Source organism: Bacillus sp. FSL W8-0848 (genome assembly GCF_038007805.1).
Taxonomy (GTDB): domain Bacteria; phylum Bacillota; class Bacilli; order Bacillales; family Bacillaceae; genus Bacillus; species Bacillus glycinifermentans.
Map to the genome: position 1 here is coordinate 335,692 of NZ_JBBOYB010000001.1, position 22,894 is coordinate 358,585.

General features: G+C 47.4%; 24 protein-coding genes. 16 read left to right on the forward strand and 8 right to left on the reverse strand.

Translation table 11 applies throughout. The features are described 5' to 3' along the window. Positions 1-19 precede the first annotated feature (19 nt). Positions 20-1,417, forward strand: a complete 1,398-nt coding sequence (locus NSQ39_RS01900) for a YcdB/YcdC domain-containing protein (protein WP_175075256.1) — start codon at positions 20-22, stop codon at positions 1,415-1,417. Positions 1,418-1,489: 72 nt separating this feature from the next. Here NSQ39_RS01900 and NSQ39_RS01905 read toward each other — a convergent pair whose 3' ends face one another. Both NSQ39_RS01905 and NSQ39_RS01910 read right to left on the reverse strand, forming a co-directional pair. After that, the gene (locus tag NSQ39_RS01905; RefSeq protein WP_231947419.1) at positions 1,490-2,209 is read right to left on the reverse strand and encodes a hypothetical protein; all 720 of its coding nucleotides are present in this window, start codon (positions 2,207-2,209) and stop codon (positions 1,490-1,492) included. An 11-nt stretch (positions 2,210-2,220) separates the two neighbouring features. Beyond that, on the reverse strand, positions 2,221-3,063 hold the full coding sequence (locus NSQ39_RS01910) for a sulfurtransferase (protein ID WP_175075255.1): 843 nt from the start codon (positions 3,061-3,063) through the stop codon (positions 2,221-2,223). Positions 3,064-3,221: 158 nt separating this feature from the next. Here NSQ39_RS01910 and NSQ39_RS01915 point away from each other — a divergent pair, with 158 nt between their 5' ends. Beyond that, positions 3,222-3,650, forward strand: a complete 429-nt coding sequence (locus NSQ39_RS01915; RefSeq protein ID WP_046130865.1) for a cell wall hydrolase — start codon at positions 3,222-3,224, stop codon at positions 3,648-3,650. A 48-nt stretch (positions 3,651-3,698) separates the two neighbouring features. On the opposite strand, the gene NSQ39_RS01920 is transcribed toward NSQ39_RS01915, so the two are convergent. Next, the gene (locus tag NSQ39_RS01920; RefSeq protein ID WP_048354449.1) at positions 3,699-4,694 is read right to left on the reverse strand and encodes an LLM class flavin-dependent oxidoreductase; all 996 of its coding nucleotides are present in this window, start codon (positions 4,692-4,694) and stop codon (positions 3,699-3,701) included. A gap of 323 nt (positions 4,695-5,017) precedes the next feature. On the opposite strand from NSQ39_RS01920, the gene NSQ39_RS01925 reads away from it, so the two are divergent. Further along, positions 5,018-6,370, forward strand: coding sequence for a C40 family peptidase (locus NSQ39_RS01925; protein WP_046130867.1), 1,353 nt, complete (start codon positions 5,018-5,020; stop codon positions 6,368-6,370). Between the two features lie 48 nt (positions 6,371-6,418). On the opposite strand, the gene NSQ39_RS01930 is transcribed toward NSQ39_RS01925, so the two are convergent. Beyond that, complete coding sequence (locus NSQ39_RS01930) at positions 6,419-7,231, reverse strand: ABC transporter permease subunit (protein WP_175075254.1); 813 nt, start codon at positions 7,229-7,231, stop codon at positions 6,419-6,421. Next, positions 7,228-8,115 carry an ABC transporter ATP-binding protein gene (locus tag NSQ39_RS01935; RefSeq protein WP_341014067.1) on the reverse strand — a complete coding sequence of 296 codons (888 nt, stop codon included), beginning with the start codon at positions 8,113-8,115 and terminating at the stop codon, positions 7,228-7,230. Before NSQ39_RS01935 ends, NSQ39_RS01930 begins: the two co-directional genes overlap by 4 nt. A gap of 155 nt (positions 8,116-8,270) precedes the next feature. Between NSQ39_RS01935 and NSQ39_RS01940 the strand changes: the two genes are divergently transcribed. Further along, complete coding sequence (locus tag NSQ39_RS01940; protein WP_048354447.1) at positions 8,271-8,858, forward strand: TetR/AcrR family transcriptional regulator; 588 nt, start codon at positions 8,271-8,273, stop codon at positions 8,856-8,858. Between the two features lie 134 nt (positions 8,859-8,992). On the opposite strand, the gene NSQ39_RS01945 is transcribed toward NSQ39_RS01940, so the two are convergent. After that, a complete protein-coding gene (locus NSQ39_RS01945) occupies positions 8,993-9,202 on the reverse strand; it encodes a membrane lipoprotein lipid attachment site-containing protein (protein WP_046130871.1) in 210 nt (69 codons plus the stop codon). A 152-nt stretch (positions 9,203-9,354) separates the two neighbouring features. Here NSQ39_RS01945 and NSQ39_RS01950 point away from each other — a divergent pair, with 152 nt between their 5' ends. Beyond that, positions 9,355-11,229 carry a DUF2207 domain-containing protein gene (locus tag NSQ39_RS01950; protein WP_175075253.1) on the forward strand — a complete coding sequence of 625 codons (1,875 nt, stop codon included), beginning with the start codon at positions 9,355-9,357 and terminating at the stop codon, positions 11,227-11,229. Positions 11,230-11,279: 50 nt separating this feature from the next. On the opposite strand, the gene NSQ39_RS01955 is transcribed toward NSQ39_RS01950, so the two are convergent. Next, the gene (locus NSQ39_RS01955) at positions 11,280-11,750 is read right to left on the reverse strand and encodes a DUF4188 domain-containing protein (protein ID WP_046130874.1); all 471 of its coding nucleotides are present in this window, start codon (positions 11,748-11,750) and stop codon (positions 11,280-11,282) included. Continuing rightward, entirely contained in the window at positions 11,728-12,309 is a 582-nt protein-coding gene (locus NSQ39_RS01960) for a PadR family transcriptional regulator (protein WP_175075252.1), read from the reverse strand. Before NSQ39_RS01960 ends, NSQ39_RS01955 begins: the two co-directional genes overlap by 23 nt. 289 nt (positions 12,310-12,598) lie before the next feature. Between NSQ39_RS01960 and NSQ39_RS01965 the strand changes: the two genes are divergently transcribed. The 11 genes from NSQ39_RS01965 (at position 12,599) to NSQ39_RS02015 (ending at position 22,748) form a co-directional block, all read left to right on the forward strand. Further along, positions 12,599-13,201: a TerD family protein gene (locus tag NSQ39_RS01965; protein WP_046130876.1), complete on the forward strand. Its 603-nt coding sequence runs from the start codon at positions 12,599-12,601 to the stop codon at positions 13,199-13,201. 29 nt (positions 13,202-13,230) lie between these two features. After that, on the forward strand, positions 13,231-13,812 hold the full coding sequence (locus tag NSQ39_RS01970; protein WP_046130877.1) for a TerD family protein: 582 nt from the start codon (positions 13,231-13,233) through the stop codon (positions 13,810-13,812). 65 nt (positions 13,813-13,877) lie between these two features. Continuing rightward, the gene (locus tag NSQ39_RS01975) at positions 13,878-14,456 is read left to right on the forward strand and encodes a TerD family protein (protein ID WP_175075251.1); all 579 of its coding nucleotides are present in this window, start codon (positions 13,878-13,880) and stop codon (positions 14,454-14,456) included. A gap of 68 nt (positions 14,457-14,524) precedes the next feature. Beyond that, the gene (locus NSQ39_RS01980; RefSeq protein WP_175075250.1) at positions 14,525-15,298 is read left to right on the forward strand and encodes a TerC family protein; all 774 of its coding nucleotides are present in this window, start codon (positions 14,525-14,527) and stop codon (positions 15,296-15,298) included. 102 nt (positions 15,299-15,400) lie between these two features. After that, complete coding sequence (locus tag NSQ39_RS01985; RefSeq protein WP_046130880.1) at positions 15,401-16,588, forward strand: HpcH/HpaI aldolase/citrate lyase family protein; 1,188 nt, start codon at positions 15,401-15,403, stop codon at positions 16,586-16,588. Next, positions 16,578-17,900 (forward strand): phosphoribosyltransferase family protein, encoded by a 1,323-nt coding sequence (locus tag NSQ39_RS01990; RefSeq protein ID WP_175075380.1) that lies wholly within the window; start codon positions 16,578-16,580, stop codon positions 17,898-17,900. The genes NSQ39_RS01985 and NSQ39_RS01990 overlap by 11 nt, the downstream gene beginning before the upstream one ends. Then, entirely contained in the window at positions 17,893-19,002 is a 1,110-nt protein-coding gene (locus NSQ39_RS01995) for a cysteine protease StiP family protein (protein ID WP_175075249.1), read from the forward strand. Before NSQ39_RS01990 ends, NSQ39_RS01995 begins: the two co-directional genes overlap by 8 nt. Beyond that, complete coding sequence (locus NSQ39_RS02000) at positions 18,999-19,814, forward strand: HAD family hydrolase (RefSeq protein ID WP_046130883.1); 816 nt, start codon at positions 18,999-19,001, stop codon at positions 19,812-19,814. Before NSQ39_RS01995 ends, NSQ39_RS02000 begins: the two co-directional genes overlap by 4 nt. Continuing rightward, entirely contained in the window at positions 19,807-20,070 is a 264-nt protein-coding gene (locus tag NSQ39_RS02005) for a helix-turn-helix domain-containing protein (RefSeq protein ID WP_175075248.1), read from the forward strand. The genes NSQ39_RS02000 and NSQ39_RS02005 overlap by 8 nt, the downstream gene beginning before the upstream one ends. Continuing rightward, a complete protein-coding gene (locus NSQ39_RS02010; protein ID WP_175075247.1) occupies positions 20,033-21,637 on the forward strand; it encodes a YceG family protein in 1,605 nt (534 codons plus the stop codon). The genes NSQ39_RS02005 and NSQ39_RS02010 overlap by 38 nt, the downstream gene beginning before the upstream one ends. 16 nt (positions 21,638-21,653) lie before the next feature. Next, complete coding sequence (locus tag NSQ39_RS02015) at positions 21,654-22,748, forward strand: toxic anion resistance protein (protein ID WP_175075246.1); 1,095 nt, start codon at positions 21,654-21,656, stop codon at positions 22,746-22,748. Positions 22,749-22,894: the final 146 nt, after the last annotated feature.

A 22,894-nucleotide genomic window follows, 5' to 3' on the forward strand; every position in this document is an offset into this window, starting at 1 on the left:
AAGGAAAGGGAGATTGGATTTGAACGGTCAACAGTTAAAGCAAAAAGCTCATCATATCGGTGCTGTCCCTGAAAACTATCGGCTCATGGTCGAAGAGTGCTGTGAAGAAGAACAAGGCCGGGCTTTTTATGTTTGGGAGGATGCGGACAATCAAGATAAAGGCATTACAGTAGAATTGGATCAAGAAGGAAGGCTGATCAGTCTGACGAAAGAAGACGCTTCATTTAAAACATACACGGACACGCTTCCGGACGAACGCCTGCGGCAAAAGGCCCTGCAATTTGTCGAACGCCATTATCCACATGCAGCGGAAGCGTTTGTTTTTCAGGAGAAGAAAGTGACAGAAGACACTGTTCAATATTCATACGCCCAGACCGTTCTCGATCTTCCGCTGCCGCAAACGGGCTTTTCCGTGACGGTCGGAAGAAACGGAGAAGTAAAGAGATTCCGCTATGACGGCGGGACAGATTCGTTTGCTGTTCCAAAGCAGATCGTTGATAAGGAAACGGTGATCTCCCGTTATCTTGAGAGCGTTGAATTGAATCTTGCCATCGAAAAGATTCATCAGAATTTGTACAAGGGGGGAGACGATCGGCCGCATCTTGTTTATGAGGCGGATTTGCCGTTTTTGAGCCATCCTGCCGATTCGGCAGAGGAAATTGAAATGTTGCAAGCCTCAATGGATGGAGAAGAGACGGAAACAATACCGCTCCCTTTATTGCCTGAAGCTGAGCGTGACGGAGATATCAATGAAATGATCGGCTTCAGCTCTTCTCTTCGGAAAATTCGCGAAATCGATTTTGGAGATTCGATTGTAACCGTATGGCGTGAAGGAGGCGATCCTGAACCAACAGACTTTACCATGGCAGGCTTTTTCAAAGAGCGCAATCAAAATACGCTGAAAATCAAGAAAGATAAACAATCGGGAAAACTGAAGGGAATGTTCTCTTTTATTAAAGCGGAAGGACCTCCTGTTTTGACCGAAGAAGCATGCCTTCAAAGGGCGTTGCAATTTCTCTATCGGCTTTATCCGTGTGCCGGGGAGTTTTTCCGCATGCGCCCTTTGGGGAATGAAGACAACGGACAGAACGCCCATTTTCAATTTGATGTTCAATATGAAGGAATGCCATTAAGAGCGGAATTTGCAACCATTATCATCAACCGCGCGAACGGTCGCGTCATCGGGTTTTTCGGGCCCGAAATCGAACCGGAAACACTGAAAGAGATGAACCCGTCACCCGCTGTTTCAGCTGGAGAAGCAAAAGCTATTTTTGCAGAGGCTTTTGATGTGAAGCTGCAATGGGAGAGAGAATACAAACGGGAAAAAAATGATCATTACAGGCTCGTCTACCGCCCGATATCGCCCGTATTCATCGATGCTCATAACGGAGAAGTTTTTATAGGGAAAATGATTTAAGAAACGGATGATAATTGATTGCATCGACAACTGCGCCCGGCGCAAAAGCCAGGGCGAATGCAAACGCTAGATTCATGCATTTAGAAAAGCCGCCAATTCCTTCTCAGGTATGATCAGATTTCCGCCATAGACCAAATAGGAATGAAATCCCCACTCGCCATATGCCGCCAGATGGCTGCGTTCGGCTGTTTTATGTATCAGCGCCCATACTCCCAAATTGCTTTGTGCGTTTGCATCCAGCAGGATCCAGTCGCCGTAGGTATAAACATGAGGAGGATCGAACGAATGAAAAAAATTCAAAGCCCCCGAACCATCGCGGGCGGGGAGGATGGAGCTGATGTTTTTCAGATAAACGGCATGGTGTATGTTGATTTTCACCCATGCCTTTTCTTCATTGCAGTCAATGACATGCTCCAGACTGAATTGGACAAATGCGGACCGATCAATTTCGGAGGGATAGCTGTCCCATCCGTTTAGACTGGAGCGTGCGGGCATGAACAACGTCCAGGACGTTTCGCCAATAGCCAAGTGAAACGGATGGGATGCTTGTATAATCCTTTCCTCCCCGGCAACCGGGGCTTGATCGGATCTAGCCCATATCCCCTCCTCCAAAGAAGGCACATTGCCGGTGAAATCGGACCATTCAATCCCTTCCTCAAAAGCAACCATTTCAAATTGGCTGCTTTCCATTTTCGGTTTCTCAGGCAACTGGTTGCATGCTGGACATTTAAAAGTTACGATGTCTTCGTTCACTTCCATCATTCTCCCCGGTAAAATTCTTCTAATCTGCAAAAAGCCTCCGGTTACTCCTCCCCGGTCGCCACCGGGTTATCAGCGTAACTGATCCAGTCGCTCCAGCTCCCGGCATACAGCTTTACATTCTTAAAGCCCGCTTCCTTTAATCCGAGCACATTCGGACAGGCTGAGACGCCTGATCCGCAATAGACGACGATTTCGCTTTTCGGATTTAATGATGCATAGTGCTCTTTAAGCTTTTCATGGCTCTTCCATTTGCCGTCTTCGCGCAAATTGCCTTTCCAAAAGTAGTTTTTGGCTCCGGGAATGTGGCCGGCCTTATGATCAAGCGGCTCGGTTTCCCCCGCATATCTCGCTTTTTCTCGTGCGTCGATCAAGGTCGAACCCGGGCGGCCGATCCGTTCTCTCACCTGTTTTGCATCAAGGAGTTCATCTTCCTGAGGTTTTGGAACAAATTTGCGCGGAACGGGCTTCGGCACCTCTGATGTGATGTCATGCCCTTCTTTTACCCAGTTCGACAAGCCGCCGTCCAATACATAGACGCTTGTGTGGCCGAGATAGCGGAGCTGCCACCAGAAGCGCGCGGCGAACATGCCGCCGTTGTCATCATAGACGACAACGGCCGTCTTGTGATCGATGCCGATATCGCCAAGCATTTTCGCTATCGTTTCAGGCGCCGGCAGGGGATGCCTTCCTCCGTGTGTTCCGGTATCTCCCGATAAATCCCGCTCCAGATCAACGTAAACGGCTCCCGGAAGGTGCCCTTTCAAATACGCTTTTCGGCCCTCTTCAGGCTTTGATAAGTGAAAGCTTACATCGACGATAACCATTCGGTCCGGATCTTCCTTCAGCCGCTTTATGACCCAATCCGGGCTTACGATTGCTGACACGTGCACCACCCCGATTTCAATTTTTTACAATTCTGATTAACAGAAGAATATCCTGATTCCGCACAGGATGTCAAAAATAAGCCGTGAAACGATTTTAATGGTCATCACCTAAATCAAAAAGAATATGATAAAGATGACAGTAAAATGGGGGTGGCAAAATGGCAGTGGTTCAGGCTTCATCTAAAGACGTTACCCTTTTGGCAAGGCTTTTGAGAGCTGAAGCTGAAGGCGAGGGGGTTCGGGGAATGCTTCTTGTCGGAAACGTCGGAATCAACCGCATCAGAGCGAATTGTTCGGATTTTAAGGGGTTGCGAACCATTCGGCAGATGATTTTTCAGCCCCACGCCTTTGAGGCGGTAATACACGGATATTTTTATCAAAGGGCGAGGGACAAAGAAAGGCGCTTGGCCAGAAGGTCTATAAACGGGGAAAGGTACTGGCCCGCAAAATATAGTTTGTGGTACTTCAAGCCGGCGGGTGCATGCCCGGCTCAGTGGTATAACCAGCCGCATGTCGGACGCTATAAATCGCACTGTTTTTATGAGCCGAGAGCAGAAGAGTGCGAAAATGTTTACCGGATGTTTTAAAATCTGAAAATCCCTTTTCAAGCCATTTGAAAAGGGATTTTTGCTTTTTTATAAAAACAGCTCCGCCAGTCTTTCAAAAGACTGCTTTTTATCTTCAAAACGGTAAACGTTCGTCAACACCATCATCTCTTCCGTTTGGTAGCGCTCTGAGAGCTCCAGCAGCTTCTGCTTGACGGTTTTGGGCGAGCCGATCACCATGCGCCCTCGGTTTTTCTCAAGCCTCGCCTTATCGGCGGCCGTATAGGAGGCCGATTTTGCCTCTTCTATGCTTGGAACGCGGCTGTCCAGCCCTTTTTCCACCCGAAGCAGCCAAAGATCCTGGCTTAAACAGAGCTCTTCCGCTTTTTCATCGGTTTCGGCGCAGACGACAAAGACGGCGGCGAGAGAATGGGGTCTGTCAAAGAAAGGGGACGGCTGAAAGCGTTCGTGATAAGTTTTAAAGGCGCCTTCGCCTCTTTCCGGATTGATGAAATGGCCGAATACATATCCCGCGCCCATGCCGGCCGCCAGTTCCGCGCTGTTTTCCCCGAGCCCGAGCAGCCATGGACCTGGAGATGAAGCCGTAAGGGGAGCGGCCTTTATCCCGGCGTACTCATGATCAGAAGGGATGTCATCTGTCAGATAGTAGATCAAATCCCGAAGCTGCCTCGGAAAATCGTGCAGGCTCTTCTTTACTCCGTCTGTCAGCGCGAGACGCGTTTTTGCGGTTCCCCCGGGCGAGCGGCCCAGCCCGAGGTCGATCCGGCCGGGATACAGCGCTTCGAGCTGGCGGAAGGTTTCGGCTACTTTAAACGGGCTGTACTGCGGGAGCAGGACGCCGCCGGAACCGACGCGAATGTTCGAGGTCTTTGCTGCAATATGGGCGATTAAGATCTCGGGGGCAGTGCTTGCAAGCCCCCTTGTACTGTGATGCTCGGCAAACCAGTATCTTCTGTACCCCCATTCATCAGCCAATCCGGCCAGCTCGGCTGACTGTTTCAGCGCCGTATTCGGATCAGATCCTTTTGACACCGGAACCTGGTCTAAAATGCTGAGATGTAGCATGAGTCTTCGGACTTCCTTTCCTGTAAATTGAACGTCCAAATCGTGTAAAACCAGCATAGAAAATTATCGCTGCAAGGTCAAACAAACGAGCTGTTAACAGAATCAGTCAAAACATGACAGCCTTGAAATAAAAACGAAATATAAATGTAATATAACTTGGCACCTATTGTCGAAAATAGATGTTATAATAACGTCTGTACATCAGTTTGGAAGATTTTTATCATAGGACGTAAGTCTGGAAGATTTATTATTTAACATTTTAATATTTTCTCGAATTTACATAATGAAAAAACAAAAATACATAAAGGAAAGAGGAGTAGAAAGTGAAGAAAAAAGTTTATGCTTTTGGTTTAGCGTCGGTCCTTGGCACCGCCGGTCTATTTACCCCCTTTATGAACGACAATGCGTCTGCGAAAAGCGCATCAGAGCAAAAACAGGAAGTACAAAAAAAGCGTTCTGAAGTTGATTCAAGCATCGACAGCAAAAGACGGGAAATTGCAAAGCTTCAAGAGGAACAGCAAAAGCTTGAACAAAAGATGAAAGAGCTTGATGAAAAAGCGCTTGCTACAAGCAACAAAATCGAAGACAAAGAAGCTGAAAACAAAAAATTGAAAGAAGAAGTGGCCGCACTGAAAAAAGAAATCAAAGAAACGGAAAAAAGAATTGAAGAGCGCTCAAAGGTCATTAAAAAGCGCGTGCGCAGCCTGCAGGAAAGCGGCGGATCGCAAAGCTACATCAACGTTCTTCTCGGCGCGCAAAGCTTTGGCGATTTCATCAGCCGTGCGACTGCTGTTTCAACGATCGTAGATGCGGACAAAGACCTTCTTGATGAACAGGAAAAAGATAAAAACAAGCTTGAAAAAGCAATGTCTGATTTGAATACGAAACTGGACGAGATCCAAAAAACGCTTGCGGATCTGAAAAACCTTAAAAAAGACCTTGATGCACAGCTGAAGGAGCAGGACAACCTCTCCAAACAGCTGCAAGCCAAGAAAGATAAAGCCGAATCAGAACTGAACGACCTGAAAAAAGAATCAGGCTCACTCACAAAAGAGGAAGCTGCGCTTGCGAAAAAAATCGCAGATGAAAAAGCAGCAGCTGCAGCCGCCGCCAAAGCTAAGGAAGAGTCAGCGAAAGCCAAAACATCCGAATCTTCATCAGATTCCGGATCAGTCAGCAAATCAAACGGATCTTCTGACAACGGTTCATCATCAAGCAGCAAAGCAAGAAAAAGCTCTTCACGCAGCTATTCTTCAGGTTCAGCTGTAAGCAACAACGGCAGTGCGATTGAAGTCGCGATCAGCACAGGATCAAGCATCGTCGGCCGTTCTCCGTACAAATGGGGAGGCGGACGCACGCAAGCTGATATCGATGCCCGCCGTTTTGACTGCTCATCTTTCGTTCGCTGGGCTTATGCTTCAGCAGGCGTAGAGCTTGGTTTCGGCGGTAACACTGACACGCTTCTCGGCAAAGGCCGCGCTGTCAGCCCGTCTAGCATGAAACGCGGAGATTTGGTTTTCTTCGACACTTATAAAACAAACGGCCATGTGGGAATCTATCTCGGAAACGGCCAATTCCTGAATGACAACAGCTCACGCGGAGTATCCATCGATTCCATGAGCAACCCTTATTGGAGAGCCCATTTCAGCGGAGTCGTAAGACGCGTCGTTGAATAAACAATAAACACAAACCGCCGTCCTGAAAAGGAACGGCGGTTTTTTGCATTACAGCGGCAAATCGCGCTTTTTAAAGATCAAAGTACCGGTCAAAAAAGCGGCTAAGCCGATGACTGAAAGAATAAGGGCGGCTTTCAATGTTTCGGCGCTGTCTCCTGCAATGTCGCCGGGCCTGAATAAAGAAAAGATAGAGAGATTTCTGAGCCATTCCGTCTTTTCGCTAAGCTTACCGATCAGATCCAGGCTGAAAAACAAAAATGTAATCATTCCGGATAGGCTGAGGGCTTTTTTCTCGTCATTTGAAGCGGCCGAAATGAAAAACGAAATGCCGCTGACCGCAAAAAAGAGCAAAAAGCCAAGCAGATTGATGAAAAGGAACCTGGATACATGAAAGTCGTATTCATCCCCGATCATCCATACATATCCGGCCAACCCGGCAATGGTTGTCACGGCCATAATGATAAACAGCCCGGTTGTTAAAACGGCGGCCTGTGTGAAAGCGACCTTTGCCCTTGTTGTCGGTGCTGACAGGATATAAGCCATTGCGCCCTGGTCAACCAGCTTTGCCAAAAGCTTTGTTGACAGCATGACGGCAAAGATCGAAAGGATAATGATAAAGATGAGTCCGTAATATTCCCCTGACATAAAGTCTTCCAGGCTCCCAAGCCCGTTTTCAAACCCGAAGGCGTTCAGAACTCCCTCCGGCATTGAGTTGATCATGTTCTCAAAATCCCCGGTATTTTTTGCAATGCTTGGATAGATGCCGAGGATCAAAAGGATATAAAACGCCGAACCTGCCGCATAGCTCATGATGCCTTTCACATTCGTTTTCATCATTTGTTTATACAGGGAGAGATTCATTTCGCTGCACCCTTTCTGTCATAGTAGTTCATAAACACTTCTTCAAGGCTTTGCGTCGACACATCAATATGGCGGACGCGATATTTTGCAGCCTCTTTTATAAACCGATCATGATTTCCCCAAACGGCGACCTTAACCCGGTTGCCTTGACGCGATTCGATTTGCAGGCCGGACTCGATGAAAGCCGGGATGTCCGCTTCGTTTTCAAACGTCACTTCAAACAATTTCCTCTGCATGGTCTGCAGCTCGTGAATATCTTTTACGGCGATGAGCCTGCCGTCTTTAATGATCGCGGCCCTGTCGCAGGTTCTTTCAATTTCCGGAAAGCTGTGGGAGGACATTAAAAACGTCGTCCCGTTCGCTTTTTCTTCGAGGACGATGTCAATAAACACTTTTTGCATCAACGGGTCAAGCCCTGATGTCGGTTCATCAAGGATGATCACTTCAGGACTATGCATAAAGGCGGCGACGATCCCCACTTTCTGCTTCATCCCTTTTGACATTTTTCTGATCGGGGTATGCACGTCGAATTGCAGGCGGTCGATCAGTTTATCGCGCTTCGCGGTATCTTTGATCTCCTGCATGTCAGCCATGAAATCGAGAAACGTCTTCCCCGTCATTCCCTCGATAAAAGCGATTTCTCCGGGAAGGTAGCCGATATGGTGCTGAATCTTACCTTGATGCTTCCGCACGTCCATTCCGTTTACCGTGATCTCGCCTTGATCAGGCTGCATAAACCCCATGATATGGCGGATGGTTGTCGACTTTCCGGCGCCGTTCGGGCCCAAAAATCCGAAAACCTCTCCTTTTTGAATGGAAAATGAAACATCAAATATGCCTTTTCCGTTCGGGAATGTTTTGGTCAATCCTTGAACTGTCAGCATTGGAATACCCTCCAAAGTGAAAAAAATGAAATATTTTTAATCATAAATTACATAATTCATTCTACGTTCGGAACAACTGGCGTGTCAATGAAAATTAATGAAATATTTTTATGTTATAATTTCATTATGAGAATATTTACAGCAAGGATGATTGGATGAACGGATTTGAAAAAAGGGCTTCATTGATTAAAGAGAAGATCAAGAAAGCGACATTGGAGCTGTTGAAGACGTGGGAACCGAAGCGAATCCGCATCACGGACATCGCCAGGAAAGCCAATGTTTCGCAGGTAACGATCTACAATTATTTCGGGAGCAAAGAAGCGCTTCTGCATGAGGTATTCAAGGACTATATTGACCAAGCCGTCGACGAGTTTACGGAATACATGAATAAAGATATATCGGTGAAAGAAAAGATTGAACATATCATTTTGCAAAAGAAAGAAGCCAATCGCGAAAAGTTTACGCTCACGATGATCAGAGAGCTGATGATCGAAGACAATGAAATGATGGACTATATTCAAACGCAATATGACGAAAAAATCATTCCGCTTATGCTTCAATTGATAGAAGACGGCCACCGGTCGGGTGCGATCTCTTCTATCATTACCGCGCAAAGCTTTCTTGTGTACATGAACATGATCATTCAACATTCAAAAGAGCTGGGAGAGGCTTTTGAGAAAAACAGCCATTTTACCGAAGAAATGCTGCACCTTTTTTTCTACGGCCTTTGCGGAAGGCCGTAGTGCATCAGGGTGGAAGGAAAAAGGCGGGGAGATTTGCATAAAGAGTAAACTCTTGCGAATTCCGCGGAACAGTTGTGACTGACGTCACCTGACTTATCGGCGCGAAGTCATTCGGAGGAGTCGGCGGGCCCGCATTAAGAACAGCTATTGATTGCTGCATCAAATGCATCCTCAGGGATATATGTCGTCCCGCCTTTATCTTTGAAAGGGATTTGATGCTCTTTTAAGCAATTTTTGTTTTCCTCTGTGAGAGAGTCCCCCCATTTGACATATTCACCTTTATAGTTCTTTTGACAAGCTGAAAGAATACACGTGATAGAAAGCAGTATGATGAATTTTTTCAACAAAAGGCATCCTTCTTTCTTTGAAAAATCTATTTTCATCTATTATATAAAACATTTGGACATTCAGTGTCATATCTATGAACATCTGAAACAATTCTCCCGCTTTTCCGTATATTTAAGGCAGAGACAAAAAATGAAAGGATTTACTGAAGATGAAGCGTTCCTTTTTCTTTTTGATGTTCAGTGCTTTTTTTCTTATTGCAGGATTTTCTGACGCGGAAAAATCCTTTTCGATTGATAAGGTTGATATTCAGGCATCGGTGAAAGAAAACGGCGATTTGGATGTTGAGGAAGTGTATACATACGATTTTCACGGTTCCTTCAACGGGATGACAAGGTCGTTCACCGAGAAGACGTCCGGCCGCGTGAAAGGGTTTAAAGCGTATCTTTCCGAAAAGCGGGGCGGATCCCGGCCGTTAAAAACAAAGTTTGAAGATGGAACGTATTTCGTGTATGCGGCTTCAAAAGACGAAACGAAAACCGTGCGGTACCACTATACCGTCGAGGAAGCCGCACAAAAGTTTGAAGATACGTCCGTTTTGTTCCATTCTTTTTATGAAAAGACAAATGAAGATTATCATCATGTGACGATCCGGGTGAAGCTTCCGGATCAGGTGAAGGACTCCGGAATACACGCGTTTTTACGCGAAAAAGGAAAAGGGAAGATCGCGGAGATCAAAGATCGGACTGTCACGTATAAAAGCGCTCTTTATCCGGCGGGGACAAGCTCTGAGCTGAGAATTTACTTCCCGCAGAATGCACTGCCAAAGGCAGTCCGTCATCCGTCTATTGAACCGAATGACGATTTGCTTAAGGAGGAAAGAAACACGGCCATACGCTATGCCAAACATGCCGAGCGAATGGGAAACGCAAACAGGCTGATATGGATTTCTGCGGGGCTCATCGGTTTGGCGCTTGCCGTTCTGGTCATGTTTTCGGTCATAAGAAAGAGGAACCTAAAGCTGGTTCCGGTCGAACAGCTGGAAACGTTCGATCCCGTGCTTGTTGCCTTTTTGTACAGAAAAGGGGCATTCAAAGACCGCGATCTGCTTTCCGGTTTGCTGTCGCTTTACCAGCGGGGGCTTCTCACCATGAAAAGGGTACAAGCGGAAGAAAGGTTTCTCCGCGATAAAAAAGCGCCGAATGAGACGTATCAATTCGATTTTTCGGGAAATAAGGCCGATCTGCCGAAGCCCGATCGGCTGCTCATCGAAAAGCTTTTTGACAAAACGGGAGAAAATGCATATACATTCAGGCTGGACTCGCTCAGCGGACCGACAGAAGAGGAAGTCAAAAAGCGGGAAGACTTGGAAAAGTACGAACGGAAGCGAATCATTCTCCAAAACGTGGTTCAAAAATGGACGGAAAGCGTCAAGCAAGATCCGCTGTACAGAGAGTTCTTTCAAGAAAACCGCTGGCTTAGAATGATTTCGCTTTCCCTCCTTTTCGTGCAGACGGGGCTTTTGCTCAATATCCTTTATGCGGATATTGTGCCGCTGATCGGTTTTATGACTGCGTGCATCATCTTCGGTTTTGGCTTTTCGGCCGGCATCGTTCTTGCAAAATCTAAACTGTATTCGATTCTGTTTTTCATCGGGCTGTTTTTCGCATCTGTTTTCACTGAAAGCGCAGACACCATTATGTCCTACGGCGGGTCTATCGTGCTGTCGATCCTGCTGATTGCCATGATCCCTTCCTTAAAAGAAAACAGATGCGCATCTGTATACAGAAGATCGATCCACTATTGGAGAAGTCAGCTGAAAAAAGGCGAACCTTTGAACAGTTTGGAAAAAGAAAAAAGCATGATCTATGCGATTGTTCTCGGGGTCGAGAAACAATTCCAGGCATCGTTCAAGACATCATCAGACACGCTTGACCGCACATCCCCGGTCATCGGCCTGGCTGCAGCCGGCTATCTTCAATACCCGTTTTCAAGCTGGCAGCATACGGCCGCTTATTCAGGCGGCGAAGCTCATGATGCAGGCGGTTCGGCGTCTGACGGCGGCAGCGGAGCAGGAGCTTTTTAAAAGAAAAACGGCGCCACATTGACTAACGCCTGCAGGCTGCAGGCGTTTTCTCATCCCCGGATTCGCTGTTCCGCCGTTTTTGTCCGGCGGGTAACGGGTGTATGGCCGTATGCTTTGGCCAGCCCGAACAGCGGCATGTTGTGATAAAACGTTTCATAGCGGCCTTTTGGGACTGTGTATGTTTCATGATATATGCCGACAGCTCCGGAGGCGGCCGATTTTTGATAATAATTGCGCCAGGCGGTCATGTGCTTTTCTTCTTTTGCATAGATAGTCAAGGCTTCAAATGAACGCCAGTATTGGATGAGGAAGATCGTCCGGAAATTGATCGATGTTTCCATAGAGAGGAAGCCGGAATCTTTGTTTTTGTAAAGCTCGCGGATCATCGGGGACATGGCGGTAAACACCGGCCACCATTTATGAACGGCGTGCCATTTGTTGATCCGCATGCCGATCACAAATACAACTACTTCGTCATCAGGGTCGGCCGTCATCGGCTTAGTGAAGATCGTTTTTCCCATTTGTCTCATCCCCCCGGTTTGTTAAACGGCTGATTGTCGCTTCACACCACTCGATTCCGGCACGCGTGCTCCGCTTTCCATAATCAAGCGTGAAAAGCCAGTACTCCGAATCGCGCGAATTGTCCTTACACGATATGATCGATTGTTCTATTGCGCGGTATGCGTCATATCGTTCTTTAAGCTTTTGCTGATACTCTCTGACTTTTTCGGCGGTTGACAGCCGGTCTTGCTGTTTGCTGAAAAAAATCTTCAGCAGAAACTCGTTTTTTTCCGCAGCGATTTCTTTGATCGGCTCTTCCAGCCAGGTTTGCAGTGCTTCCTGTCCCTCCTTTGTGATGCGGTACTCTTTTTTATCGGGCTTATTTTCTTGGGCGGATGCTTCAGCCGTCACCCATCCGGTTTCTGTCAGGTGCTTTAGTGAGGGGTAAATTTGGCCGTAGCTGATTTTCCAAAAGTGATTCAAACTCCTGTCGATCATTTGCTTTATGTCATATCCCGTTCGATAGCCTGCCGTGATCAAACCGAGCAGGGCATAAGGCGTATTGTTTTTCCTAGACATGGCTGCCACCTTTCTGCATCTATATGATATATATCTTTTAGATATATTTTAACGAAGTCTGTTTTCCCTTGCAATGGTTTGGGTTTAAAAGATTATAAAAAAAGTGAAACCTTCACTTGGAGTAGTCCGTATATATGGTTAAGCAGGTTAAATATTGATTCATTAGTCGTATATTTAATGAAAAGATCGAATGATTGTAGTATGATGAAATGAATCACGCTGGCGTGAATGATGTCGTTTCAGCAAATATTTTTCTTACAATTTATGATTCTATGGGGGAGTGAACGGTTTGGCTATTTCTTTAGAGAAAGGTCAGCGGATTGATTTAACAAAAGGAAATGCAGGGCTTTCCAAAATCATGGTCGGCCTTGGCTGGGACCCTGTTTCATCAGGGAGCGGCGGTTTTTTTGGAAAGCTTTTCGGCGGAGGCGCACCGAATGTGGATTGCGATGCCTCTGTATTGATGCTTGAAAATGGAAGAGTCACAGAAAACAAGAATGTCATTTATTTTGGAAATTTGAGAAGCAGATGCGGCAGCATTGAGCATACGGGCGATAATTTGACAGGGGAAGGCAGCGGGGACGATGAGCAAATTATCGTGGATCTTCAAAAGGTTCCCGCTCAAATCAATAAGCTTGTTTTTGTCGTGAACATTTACGATTGTGTCAAACGAAGCCAGCACTTCGGAATGATCGAAAATGCCTTCATCCGCATCGTCAACAGGGCTGACGGCCAAGAGATGGTCAGATACAATCTTAAAGAGGACTATTCAGGGCGGACAAGCCTGATAGCGGGCGAAATTTACCGCGATGGCGGCGAATGGAAGTTCACTGCCGTCGGAGAAGGCACAAACGATACGAGCATAACAGACCTCGTCAAACGCTACGCTTAATCGAAAAAACACGATAAGGAGAGATACAAATGGCAATCTCATTAGCAAAAGGGCAGAAGATCGATTTAACGAAAACGAATCCGGGCCTTTCGAAAGTTGTCGTGGGACTTGGCTGGGACGTCAATAAATACGACGGCGGAGCTGATTTCGACTTGGATTCCAGCGTGTTTTTGCTTGATGCTTCAGGGAAGTGCGCGTCGGAAAAAGATTTTGTTTTTTACAACCAAACCCAAGGCGGCAACGGTTCTGTCATACATACGGGCGACAACCGGACAGGTTTGGGCGAAGGCGACGACGAGCAGGTGAAAATCGACTTGAACGCTGTGCCGGCTAATATCGAACGGATTTCATTCGTCATTACGATCCATGAGGCGGAAGCCCGCAGGCAAAATTTCGGACAGGTGTCAAACGCATATGTCCGCGTGCTGAATGAAGAGACAAACGAAGAACTGATCCGTTATGATCTGGCTGAGGATTTCTCCATTGAAACGGCGCTGATCACCGGTGAGCTTTACCGCCACGGCGGAGAGTGGAAATTTTCTGCGATCGGTTCCGGATACCAGGGCGGACTGGCGCGGATTGCCACAGATTTTGGCTTGCAAGTCGGCTAAATCCGTTTTTGGACAGCGATGCCGCCTCCCCGCGGCATGACATTTTGTAAAGGAGGTTCCACCATATGGCTATTCAATTATCAAAAGGACAGCGGATCGACTTAACGAAGACGAATCCGGGCTTGACGAGAGCGCTGATCGGCCTGGGATGGGATACAAACAAATATACGGGCGGAGCTGATTTTGACCTGGACGCTTCCGCTTTCCTCGTGGACGCCGATGATAAATGCGTGAACGACTATGATTTTGTTTTCTACAACAATCTGGAGCACCCGAGCGGCGCCGTTATTCATACGGGCGACAACAGAACGGGGGAAGGGGACGGAGATGACGAGCAAATCATCGTCGATTTTTCCAAAATTCCTGCCCATGTCGAAAAAATCGGCATCACCGTGACGATTCATGATGCAGAAAGCCGCAGCCAAAATTTTGGACAAGTTTCAAACGCTTTTGTGCGGCTTGTCGATGATTCGACAAATGAAGAGCTGCTTCGCTTTGATTTAGGAGAAGACTTTTCGATCGAGACGGCAGTGGTTGTTTGTGAGCTTTACCGCCACGGGGCGGACTGGAAATTCAATGCGATCGGCAGCGGATTTTCGGGCGGATTGGCATCGCTGTGCCGGAATTACGGCCTGCAAGTCTAGTTTTACAGAGACTGGATCACGATTTTGTGGTTCAGTTTCCCTTTTCAATCATTAGGAGGTAACCAAACGTGGATTTATTCAATCATATTATTTCAATATACGCCTCATTTTTCGACTGGAAAATGTGGGTTGAGGTTTTAAGCGATCCCGTCTCGTGGGGGCTGATCGGTTCACTGGTCGTGCTGGAAGGGCTTTTGTCGGCGGACAACGCACTCGTTCTCGCCGTGATGGTGAAACACCTTCCGGAAAAACAGCGTAAAAAAGCGCTGACTTACGGTTTGGTCGGAGCGTATTTCTTTAGATTTCTGTTTATCGGACTCGGCATGATCCTTATCAAATTCTGGTGGATCAAGCTGCTCGGCGCTGCATACCTGGCATGGCTCGTCATTAAGCACTTCTTTATCGGAGAAGGCGATGATGATGCGAACACCGTTAAAAAAGACGGCTGGATGGTTCGCGTGTTCGGGATGTTCTGGGCTACCGTCATTACTGTAGAATTGATGGACCTTGCTTTCTCGGTCGACAGCATCCTTGCCGCATTTGCGATTTCTGAAAAAGTTTGGGTGCTGTTAATCGGCGGAATGCTCGGCATCTTAATGATGCGGACAGTCGCGAAATTCTTCCTGACACTGATTGATAAAGTGCCTGAGCTTGAAACGACTGCGTTTATTTTAATTGGAATCATCGCTTTGAAAATGGCTGCAAGCGTATGGCACATCGAGATGCCGCACAGCGTATTCTTCATCATTCTGGTTATTGCTTTTGCAGCGACATTTATCATTCACTATATGAACAAACAAAAAGCTGTCAAAGAACAAACGGCCGCTTCAAAGGAAGAATAAAAAGAAAATCGAAGGGGTGGAAGGGTTGTTTCCTGCTCCACTCTTTTTTTACATAGTCAAACAGCGGCAGGCGTTGTCCTTTAGCTAAAGAAGGTGATCCATTTGCAGTACTTTGATTTTTTATCGGCCTCTCAAAAAGAAAATGTCTTTTTCAAACAGCCTGGCATAGTGACGAAGGACTCCCCGAAACACATACTCGAGTATGCGCTCGGGGCTACGCTTTATGTGCCGGGAAACCGCAGTGACATCGCAGACATGATCATAAAGCGAAAATATCCCGCCCTATGCTCCGTTGTTTTCTGTCTTGAGGATTCGATCGGCGACTGTGAAGTTCTACAGGCCGAAAACAATCTTGTCAGCCAAGCCGACATCATTTATCAGGCTCAAAAATTGCGGCACATAGATCCCGATGTGCTTCCGCTGATGTTCATCCGCGTGCGTGAGCCTGAACAAATGCTTGAATTAGGCAATAAGCTTGGAAGGGCGCTTCACCTGTTTACCGGGTTTGTATTTCCTAAATTTTCAACGTTCAATGCCGAGCACTATCTTGATACTCTAACTAAATTGTCGAAAGAATCAGGCATTACACTGTACGGAATGCCTATTTTTGAAACCCCGGATTTACTTGCCATGGAAACGAGAAGAAAGGCGCTGGAGGAACTAAAATCGACGCTCGTCTTCTACCAGGATGTCATCCTGAACATACGGATCGGCGCCACCGATCTGTGCGGGTTGTACGGGTTGCGGCGGAAACCGCAGACTACCATTTATGACATTTGGGTCATTGCTGATTTTATTAAAGATATGATCAATTATTTCGGCTTACAGTTTGTCATATCCGGACCCGTCTGGGAGTATTTTGAAGATTCCTCGAAAACGGCCGGCTCTTTTCCGCAGCGGACTTCTGGTTGGGAGGGGCTTACAGACGAAGGTCTCAATCCGTATACGGACGGATTGATCAATGAAACGCTTCTTGACCTGGCCAACGGCATTCACGGCAAAACCGTGATTCACCCGACCCATATAAGAGCTGTGCAAAGCCTGCATGTCATTTCAATCGAAGAGTATTTGGATGCTTTAAGCATAGTCGAAAGCGCCGACGGCACGCGCGGCATTGTGAAAAGCTCTTTTTCCAATAAGATGAACGAAATCAAGCCGCACTTAAGCTGGGCGAAAAAAATACTTTTAAAATCTGAAATATACGGGGTGTATCATGAAAACCGCAGCTACATTGACATCCTTACGGCAGACAAACCGCCGCTTTCAAATCTTGGATCATATGGAAGTTGACCTGTCGGTTGCCGACAATCCGCTGTCTATTCCTCCCGAGGCGCTATTTGAAATGGCGGCCAGGGTCAATAAAAAGAGGGGTTTTTTATTTGTCAGCAAGGTACTCGGCAAGCACATTCCGGCAAGTCCTTTGAAGCCGCTGCTCGCTTCAGGGCTGTTGGCGATCGAGTATGCGGAAAGAACATTCGGCCTGATGACAGATATAAAGGAGGAAGTGATCAAAGGATTTTTGGCAGAGGATCATGAGAGCATGAAAAAGGCCTGCGACCTTCTCAAAAAACAGCGGCTTTCGCTGCCGGTCTCTCCGATTGTCATCGGCTTTGCAGAGACGGCGACTGCTCTCGGCCATGGTGTGTACGACTCTATTGAAGGTGCTTCCTTTATCCATACGACAAGAGAAACGTTAAAAGACGCCGATCCCGTCTTGACGTTTGAAGAAGAGCATTCCCACGCTGTTGATCAGCTCTGCTACACGGAAGAACCTATTTTCTCCGCTGCCGGGAGGCCCGTGGTTCTCGTAGACGATGAACTCACAACCGGCAAGACGGTGCTGAACATCATCAGGGATATTCAGAAAAAGCATCCGCGCAGGGAGTATGCCGTTCTTTCTCTGTTAGACTGGCGGTCAAGTGAACATAAAGAAGAATTCAGGAAAGCGGAAGCTGAACTGGGTGTGACCATTTCGACGAGCGCTTTGTTATCGGGAGCTGTCGCATTTCAAGGGAAAACGCTTGATCAATCGTTATACGATGATCGGCCGCACGGTGACGAAGAAGACGTCTCTGTCAGCTGGATCGACCTCAGCGATTGCTTCACGGCGCTTCCGCATCTTTCAGAACAAGCAGGGGCTGCTCCATTTGTCAAAGAGACAGGCCGTTTCGGACTTGCTGCAGACGATAAGCGCGGAGTCGAAGACGCATGTCAAAAAGCGGCCGAACGACTCAATGCCCTGCGAAAAGGAAAGCGCGTGCTGTGCCTGGGAACGGGCGAATTTATGTATCTTCCGATGAAAATCGCGTCTCTTATGGGTGAACACGTTTTCTATCATTCAACGACAAGAAGCCCGATACATCCGTCTGGTGAAGAAGGGTACGCCGTTAAGAACGGCTTCGGCTTTCCAAACCCGGAAAATGAGACTGTGAAGCATTTTATCTATAACCTTCCGAAACGGGGTTATGACGAAGCGTTTGTATTTATCGAAAAATCCGTTTCTGCGCGGTCTTTGCTGCCGATGCTTCGTATTTTCAGCGATCGGCAAATTAACAGTGTCACCGTTGTGACGTTTTCCAAAGGGAGTGATCGTCATGGCTGATGTTGCTGCAAGAATGGGGAGCTATCCCGAGTCGGATGTGACGTTTCTTTTAAAAGACCTGTCAGGCATTTCGATTGAAAAAGGCACGCGTGAAAGGGAAAGCCTGATTCAAGGCGGCATGCATTATTCTGAAATGCTCCCTGTCGAGTATAAACCGACCGAGGAGTACATGAAGCTGTTTTACGCTTCGCTTGAAGAAGGAAAACGCAAAGTGGCGGAGGCCGTCGGGGCCGTCGCTGAACAAATCGTCCAGACGCGGGGGCTGAATACCGTGCTTTGCAGTCTGGCGCGGGCCGGTACGCCAATCGGCGTCCTCATTAAACGCTATATTGAACGTAAATACGAAATCGCTCTTCCCCACTACAGCATCTCGATTATCAGGGACAGGGGAATTGACGAAAACGCCCTGCACTATATCCTCCGTCATCATCCCGGATATAAGGTTGCATTTATAGACGGCTGGACGGGTAAGGGTGCGATTACAAACGAATTGACGTGTGCAGTAAGAACTTTTAATGAAGCAAACGGCACTGAGCTTTCCGCAGAGCTCGCGGTTCTTGCCGATCCGGGTTATTGTTCATCTTTGTTTGGAACGAGGGAGGATTTCCTCATTCCGAGCGCCTGTTTGAATTCCACCGTATCGGGTCTTGTCAGCAGAACCGTTTTAAACGGGAAATGGATCGGAAAAGAAGATTTTCACGGCGCGAAATATTACGCGGACTTGCGAGAGGAAGATGTCTCAAATCTCTATGTCGACACGATTGCCGCTGAATTTCCCGCCGCTGAAAAACAAGCCGCAGAAACGGCCGCGCGGCTTCTCAAAAAAAGAGAGGAGCCCGATTGGCGCGGCCTGGCAGCAATTAAAAGCATTCAGAACGACTTCGGAATTGATAACACGAATTTCATCAAACCCGGAGTGGGTGAGACGACGAGGGTATTGCTGCGGAGAGTGCCCTGGAAGATCTTAATTCAGCCCGGTTCGAGGCACAGGCTCAAGCATATCATGCTCCTTGCAGAAGAGAGGGGCGTTCCAATTGAGGAATATACCGATATGTCTTACAGCTGCTGCGGATTGATCCGTCCGGTCGGGAGGGGCAAATGAAAGCTTTTGCAAGCGATTTGGACAGAACATTGATTTATTCAAAAAAAATGATTGAAGCATACGGCGCATCTGCCGGCTATGAACTGATCGAAACCCTCGGCGGCAAAGAGATTTCCTATATATCGGCCGCGACGGCCGCAAATCTGCGCAGGATCAATCAAGGCATGTATTTTATCCCGGTTACGACCCGGACGACAGAACAATATGAGCGAATTGCGTTTTTTCAAAAAGACGTTATTCCTGAATACGCGATTACGACCAATGGAGCCTGCATTTTAAAGAACGGCCGCCCGATCAGGGAATGGTCAAACTTTATCGAAAGCCGGCTTCAATCTTGCACGCCGATCGAAGACATATGTGAGGAAATCGGAAAGCTTCCATTATCGCGATCAGTGGAACGAATCCGGACGGCTCACCATTATTTTGTTTATTTGATTTTGAGCGAAGAAGGCATCAGCGGAATCGACGCCGCTTATGCAAAAGCGTGGGCCGCCGAGAAAGGGTGGCAGGCGTCCCTGCAAGGTAGGAAGCTCTATTTTATCCCGGAGCCGCTGAATAAATGGAAAGCGGTCGATTATTTGAAGTGCGAGCTGAACATCGATAAGGTTTATGCGGCGGGCGATTCGCTGCTCGATTTTGAGCTGATCGCCCAAGCTGACTGCGGTGTTTCGCCCGCTCACGGAGAGGTGCTGCATCACCACCCTGATCTCCATGCGACGGCGCATTGGGGCATGAAGGCGGCGGATGAAATCACAGAGCGCATTGTGAACGAAGAAATCAAACCATATTCTAGGATGATCAGTTATGATTAAAATAATCGATCTTACCAGCCGTGAGATTCTCAGTTCCCAGCAGGCCTGTGAAGAATGGGGAATCGACTCATCAACGCTTCGCAAAAGAGTGCACGATTTCCCCGCAGGAACGATCAGAAAGTTTGGGACGACCTATGCTGTGACACGGGCCGGCATGTGCGCCGTTTTCGGCACAAGCAATGAGCATCTAGCGGAAAAAGGGGGGGAAGCGAAGCGCTATGAATCAGCAGGTGAATATTCAAAGGACACCGATTAAAGATGATGAATGGAAAAAGGTGATCCATCAGCCGCTTTCAGAAAGAACCCCTTATGAAACAGGCGGCCAATTAACGATCGCCAACGTTGCGGGCCGGATTCTCGGGACGCCGCACGATGAAACAGATTACTATATTGGTTTGCATGAGCTGTACGAATCGCCGGACGTTCACGTTTTAAGCGAGACGCTGGATAAGACGATCGATCAGAAAAGGTTTCAGGCCATCCAGCACATCCATATGATCAACCAGAAGGAAAAAGGGTTGTCGGTCAACCGGTTTGCCGCCTTTCTGGACGGAGAGCAGCTTATTGTGAAACATCCCCATCCCGGGATGCACAGGCATTTGAGAAAAGCTTTTATCGATGTGCTGAAAACTTTTCAGTCTCACCATGAGCAAGGCTTCAATCACCCCGATTTTCGCAGGATTCTTTTGGATCTTGTGAAATGGATGGGGAATCATCTTGAACCTTGGCTGAAAGACGCCGATATTGAGAAAGGAATGCCGCGCGTTATTTGGTACGGAGACGCCACGAAAAGCCAGCTCTATTTTTTATATTATTTGATGCTCATCGGGTGCGATGTACTGATTTTTCATCCGGAAGGAAAGGATCAATTTAACGAGATCGACCCGGATCAAAGGTTCTCTTTTGTATACGCGTATCCGGGAACATCGGCACCTGAACCGTTCCCGACGGAAAAGCCGCAGCGAAAATCAACGGTGGCATACCGGTCGACGAAGGAATTGGACAGCGTGCTCCACAATGAAGAGTCCATGATGTATAAACCTTGGCAATTCAGGGAGCACACGCCGGTCTCCGTGACGCTGAAGACAACATATGATGAGCTGTTTTTAATTGCGAAAGAACGCGCGTTTATCCGGCCGAATTTCCGGGCGGACAATGCAACTGTCGAGATTCCGAATTTGTTTGCGATGATTATGGGCATTAACGCCAATGAAAAAGAATACTGGGACCGGCTGCAGACATTGACCGGGTACAAGGAGTCCCATACGATCAGGCGCTTCCCGTTTACAGAGGAGGTAAAAGCCAATTATCAGTTCCATTACAGCCATGCCCTCGATCAGACGGGGCAAATCGATCCCGTCCGTCTAAAGGAGAGCAATATTTGGCGCTGCAAGCATTTGCCGGAGGGAATTCAGGAAGGCATCGCACAGGCCATTTCGAGATTGTGCAAACACGCAAAGCTCCTGCCGCAAAACGGCGAAAGCGAAGCGGATGTCAAGCTTTATTTATTCACTCAGGCCGTCAATCTCCCTTCTTCGCTGTTGAACCTGATCCAAACGTTTGACTATGCGCAGACCGTGCCGAAGCTGATTCTGTACCATACCGAACAGACGGGTGCATTATCGCGTTCGGACGCCGCGGCGCTGCTCTTGTTAAACGAAATCGGCATCGATATCATCGTTTATAATCCGCCCGGTTACAAATGTATCGACCATTATATTGAAGACCAGCAGTTTGACACTCATTGGCTTGATGAGATGTCCTTTAATCAGGAATTCAAAGAGCCGTCAATCGTACGGAAGTTCATCAATAAAATTTTCTAACAAGGGGGCCATCCAAATGGCAAATACAACGGAAACAAGCCTCGTTAACATCGACAAAGAAGAAATTTCAATTGAAAAAGCGGAGGATATCCGCGCCAAGCTGCGCCAGGAGCCGGAGGTGCAAAGCCTCGCCCAGCAGATTGACGTCAAAAACCAGGTGGCGCTTTTGGAATTCGGGAAGGAACCGGCACAGGAAATTTCCAAGTTCTCAGACCGCATCCTCTCGATGATGAGAACAAACAGCGTGACAGATTCCGGGGCTATGCTATCGCAGCTCGGAAAAATCATGGACCGCTTTGACAAAAACGATTTTGAAGAACCGAAGGGCCTGCTGTCGAAAATCTTCAAGCGCGGAAACAGCATGATCGAGAAAATCTTTAAAAAATATCAAACGCTTGGCGGTGAAATTGAAAAAATTAACGTCGAGATCTCGAAATATAAGGATGAAATGACAAAGTCGACGATCACGCTCGACGAAATGTATGAGAACAACCTTAATTATTATGTTGAGCTTGAAAAATACGTCGTAGCCGGCCAGATGAAAATCGAAGAATTGAAGCAGCTTATCCCTCAATATGAAGCGCAAGCGGCAAGCGGCAACCAGATGGCGCAGATGGAGCTTGATACGCTGAAGGGCGGCATTCAGGCGCTGGAAGAACGCGTCTACGACCTGGATATGGCGAGGATGGTCGCCATCCAAACGGCGCCGCAGATTCGTCTGCTTCAGCGCGGAAACACGAAGCTGATCGGAAAAATCAACTCCGCGTTCATCATTACGATTCCGATTTTCAAAAACGGCATCATCCAGGCTGTTACGGCCAAGCGGCAAAAGCTTGTCGCCGATTCAATGAGCGAACTCGACCGCCGTACAAATGAAATGCTGAAGCGCAACGCTGAAAACATTTCAAATCAATCCGTGGAAATCGCGAGAATGTCCGGAAGACCAAGCATCGACATTGAAACGATCGAACAATCGTGGAATACGATTGTCAAAGGAATGCAGGAGACAAAGCAGATCGAAGAAGAAAACAAACGCCTGCGGGAAGAAGGATCCAAGCGCATTTTGGAGCTTCAGGACAATATGAAAAAGGCCGCGCTGAGTGGATCATGAGAGAAGGAGCCGTCCGTGTAAAGGACGGCTTTTTGTTCTAAGCATCAATCATAAATATTTTCATAAAACGTTAATCGGAAGCAATACTATAATGATGAGGCATGGTAATAGTCAAAACTGGTGAGAATAGGCTCAGTTTAAGCGTT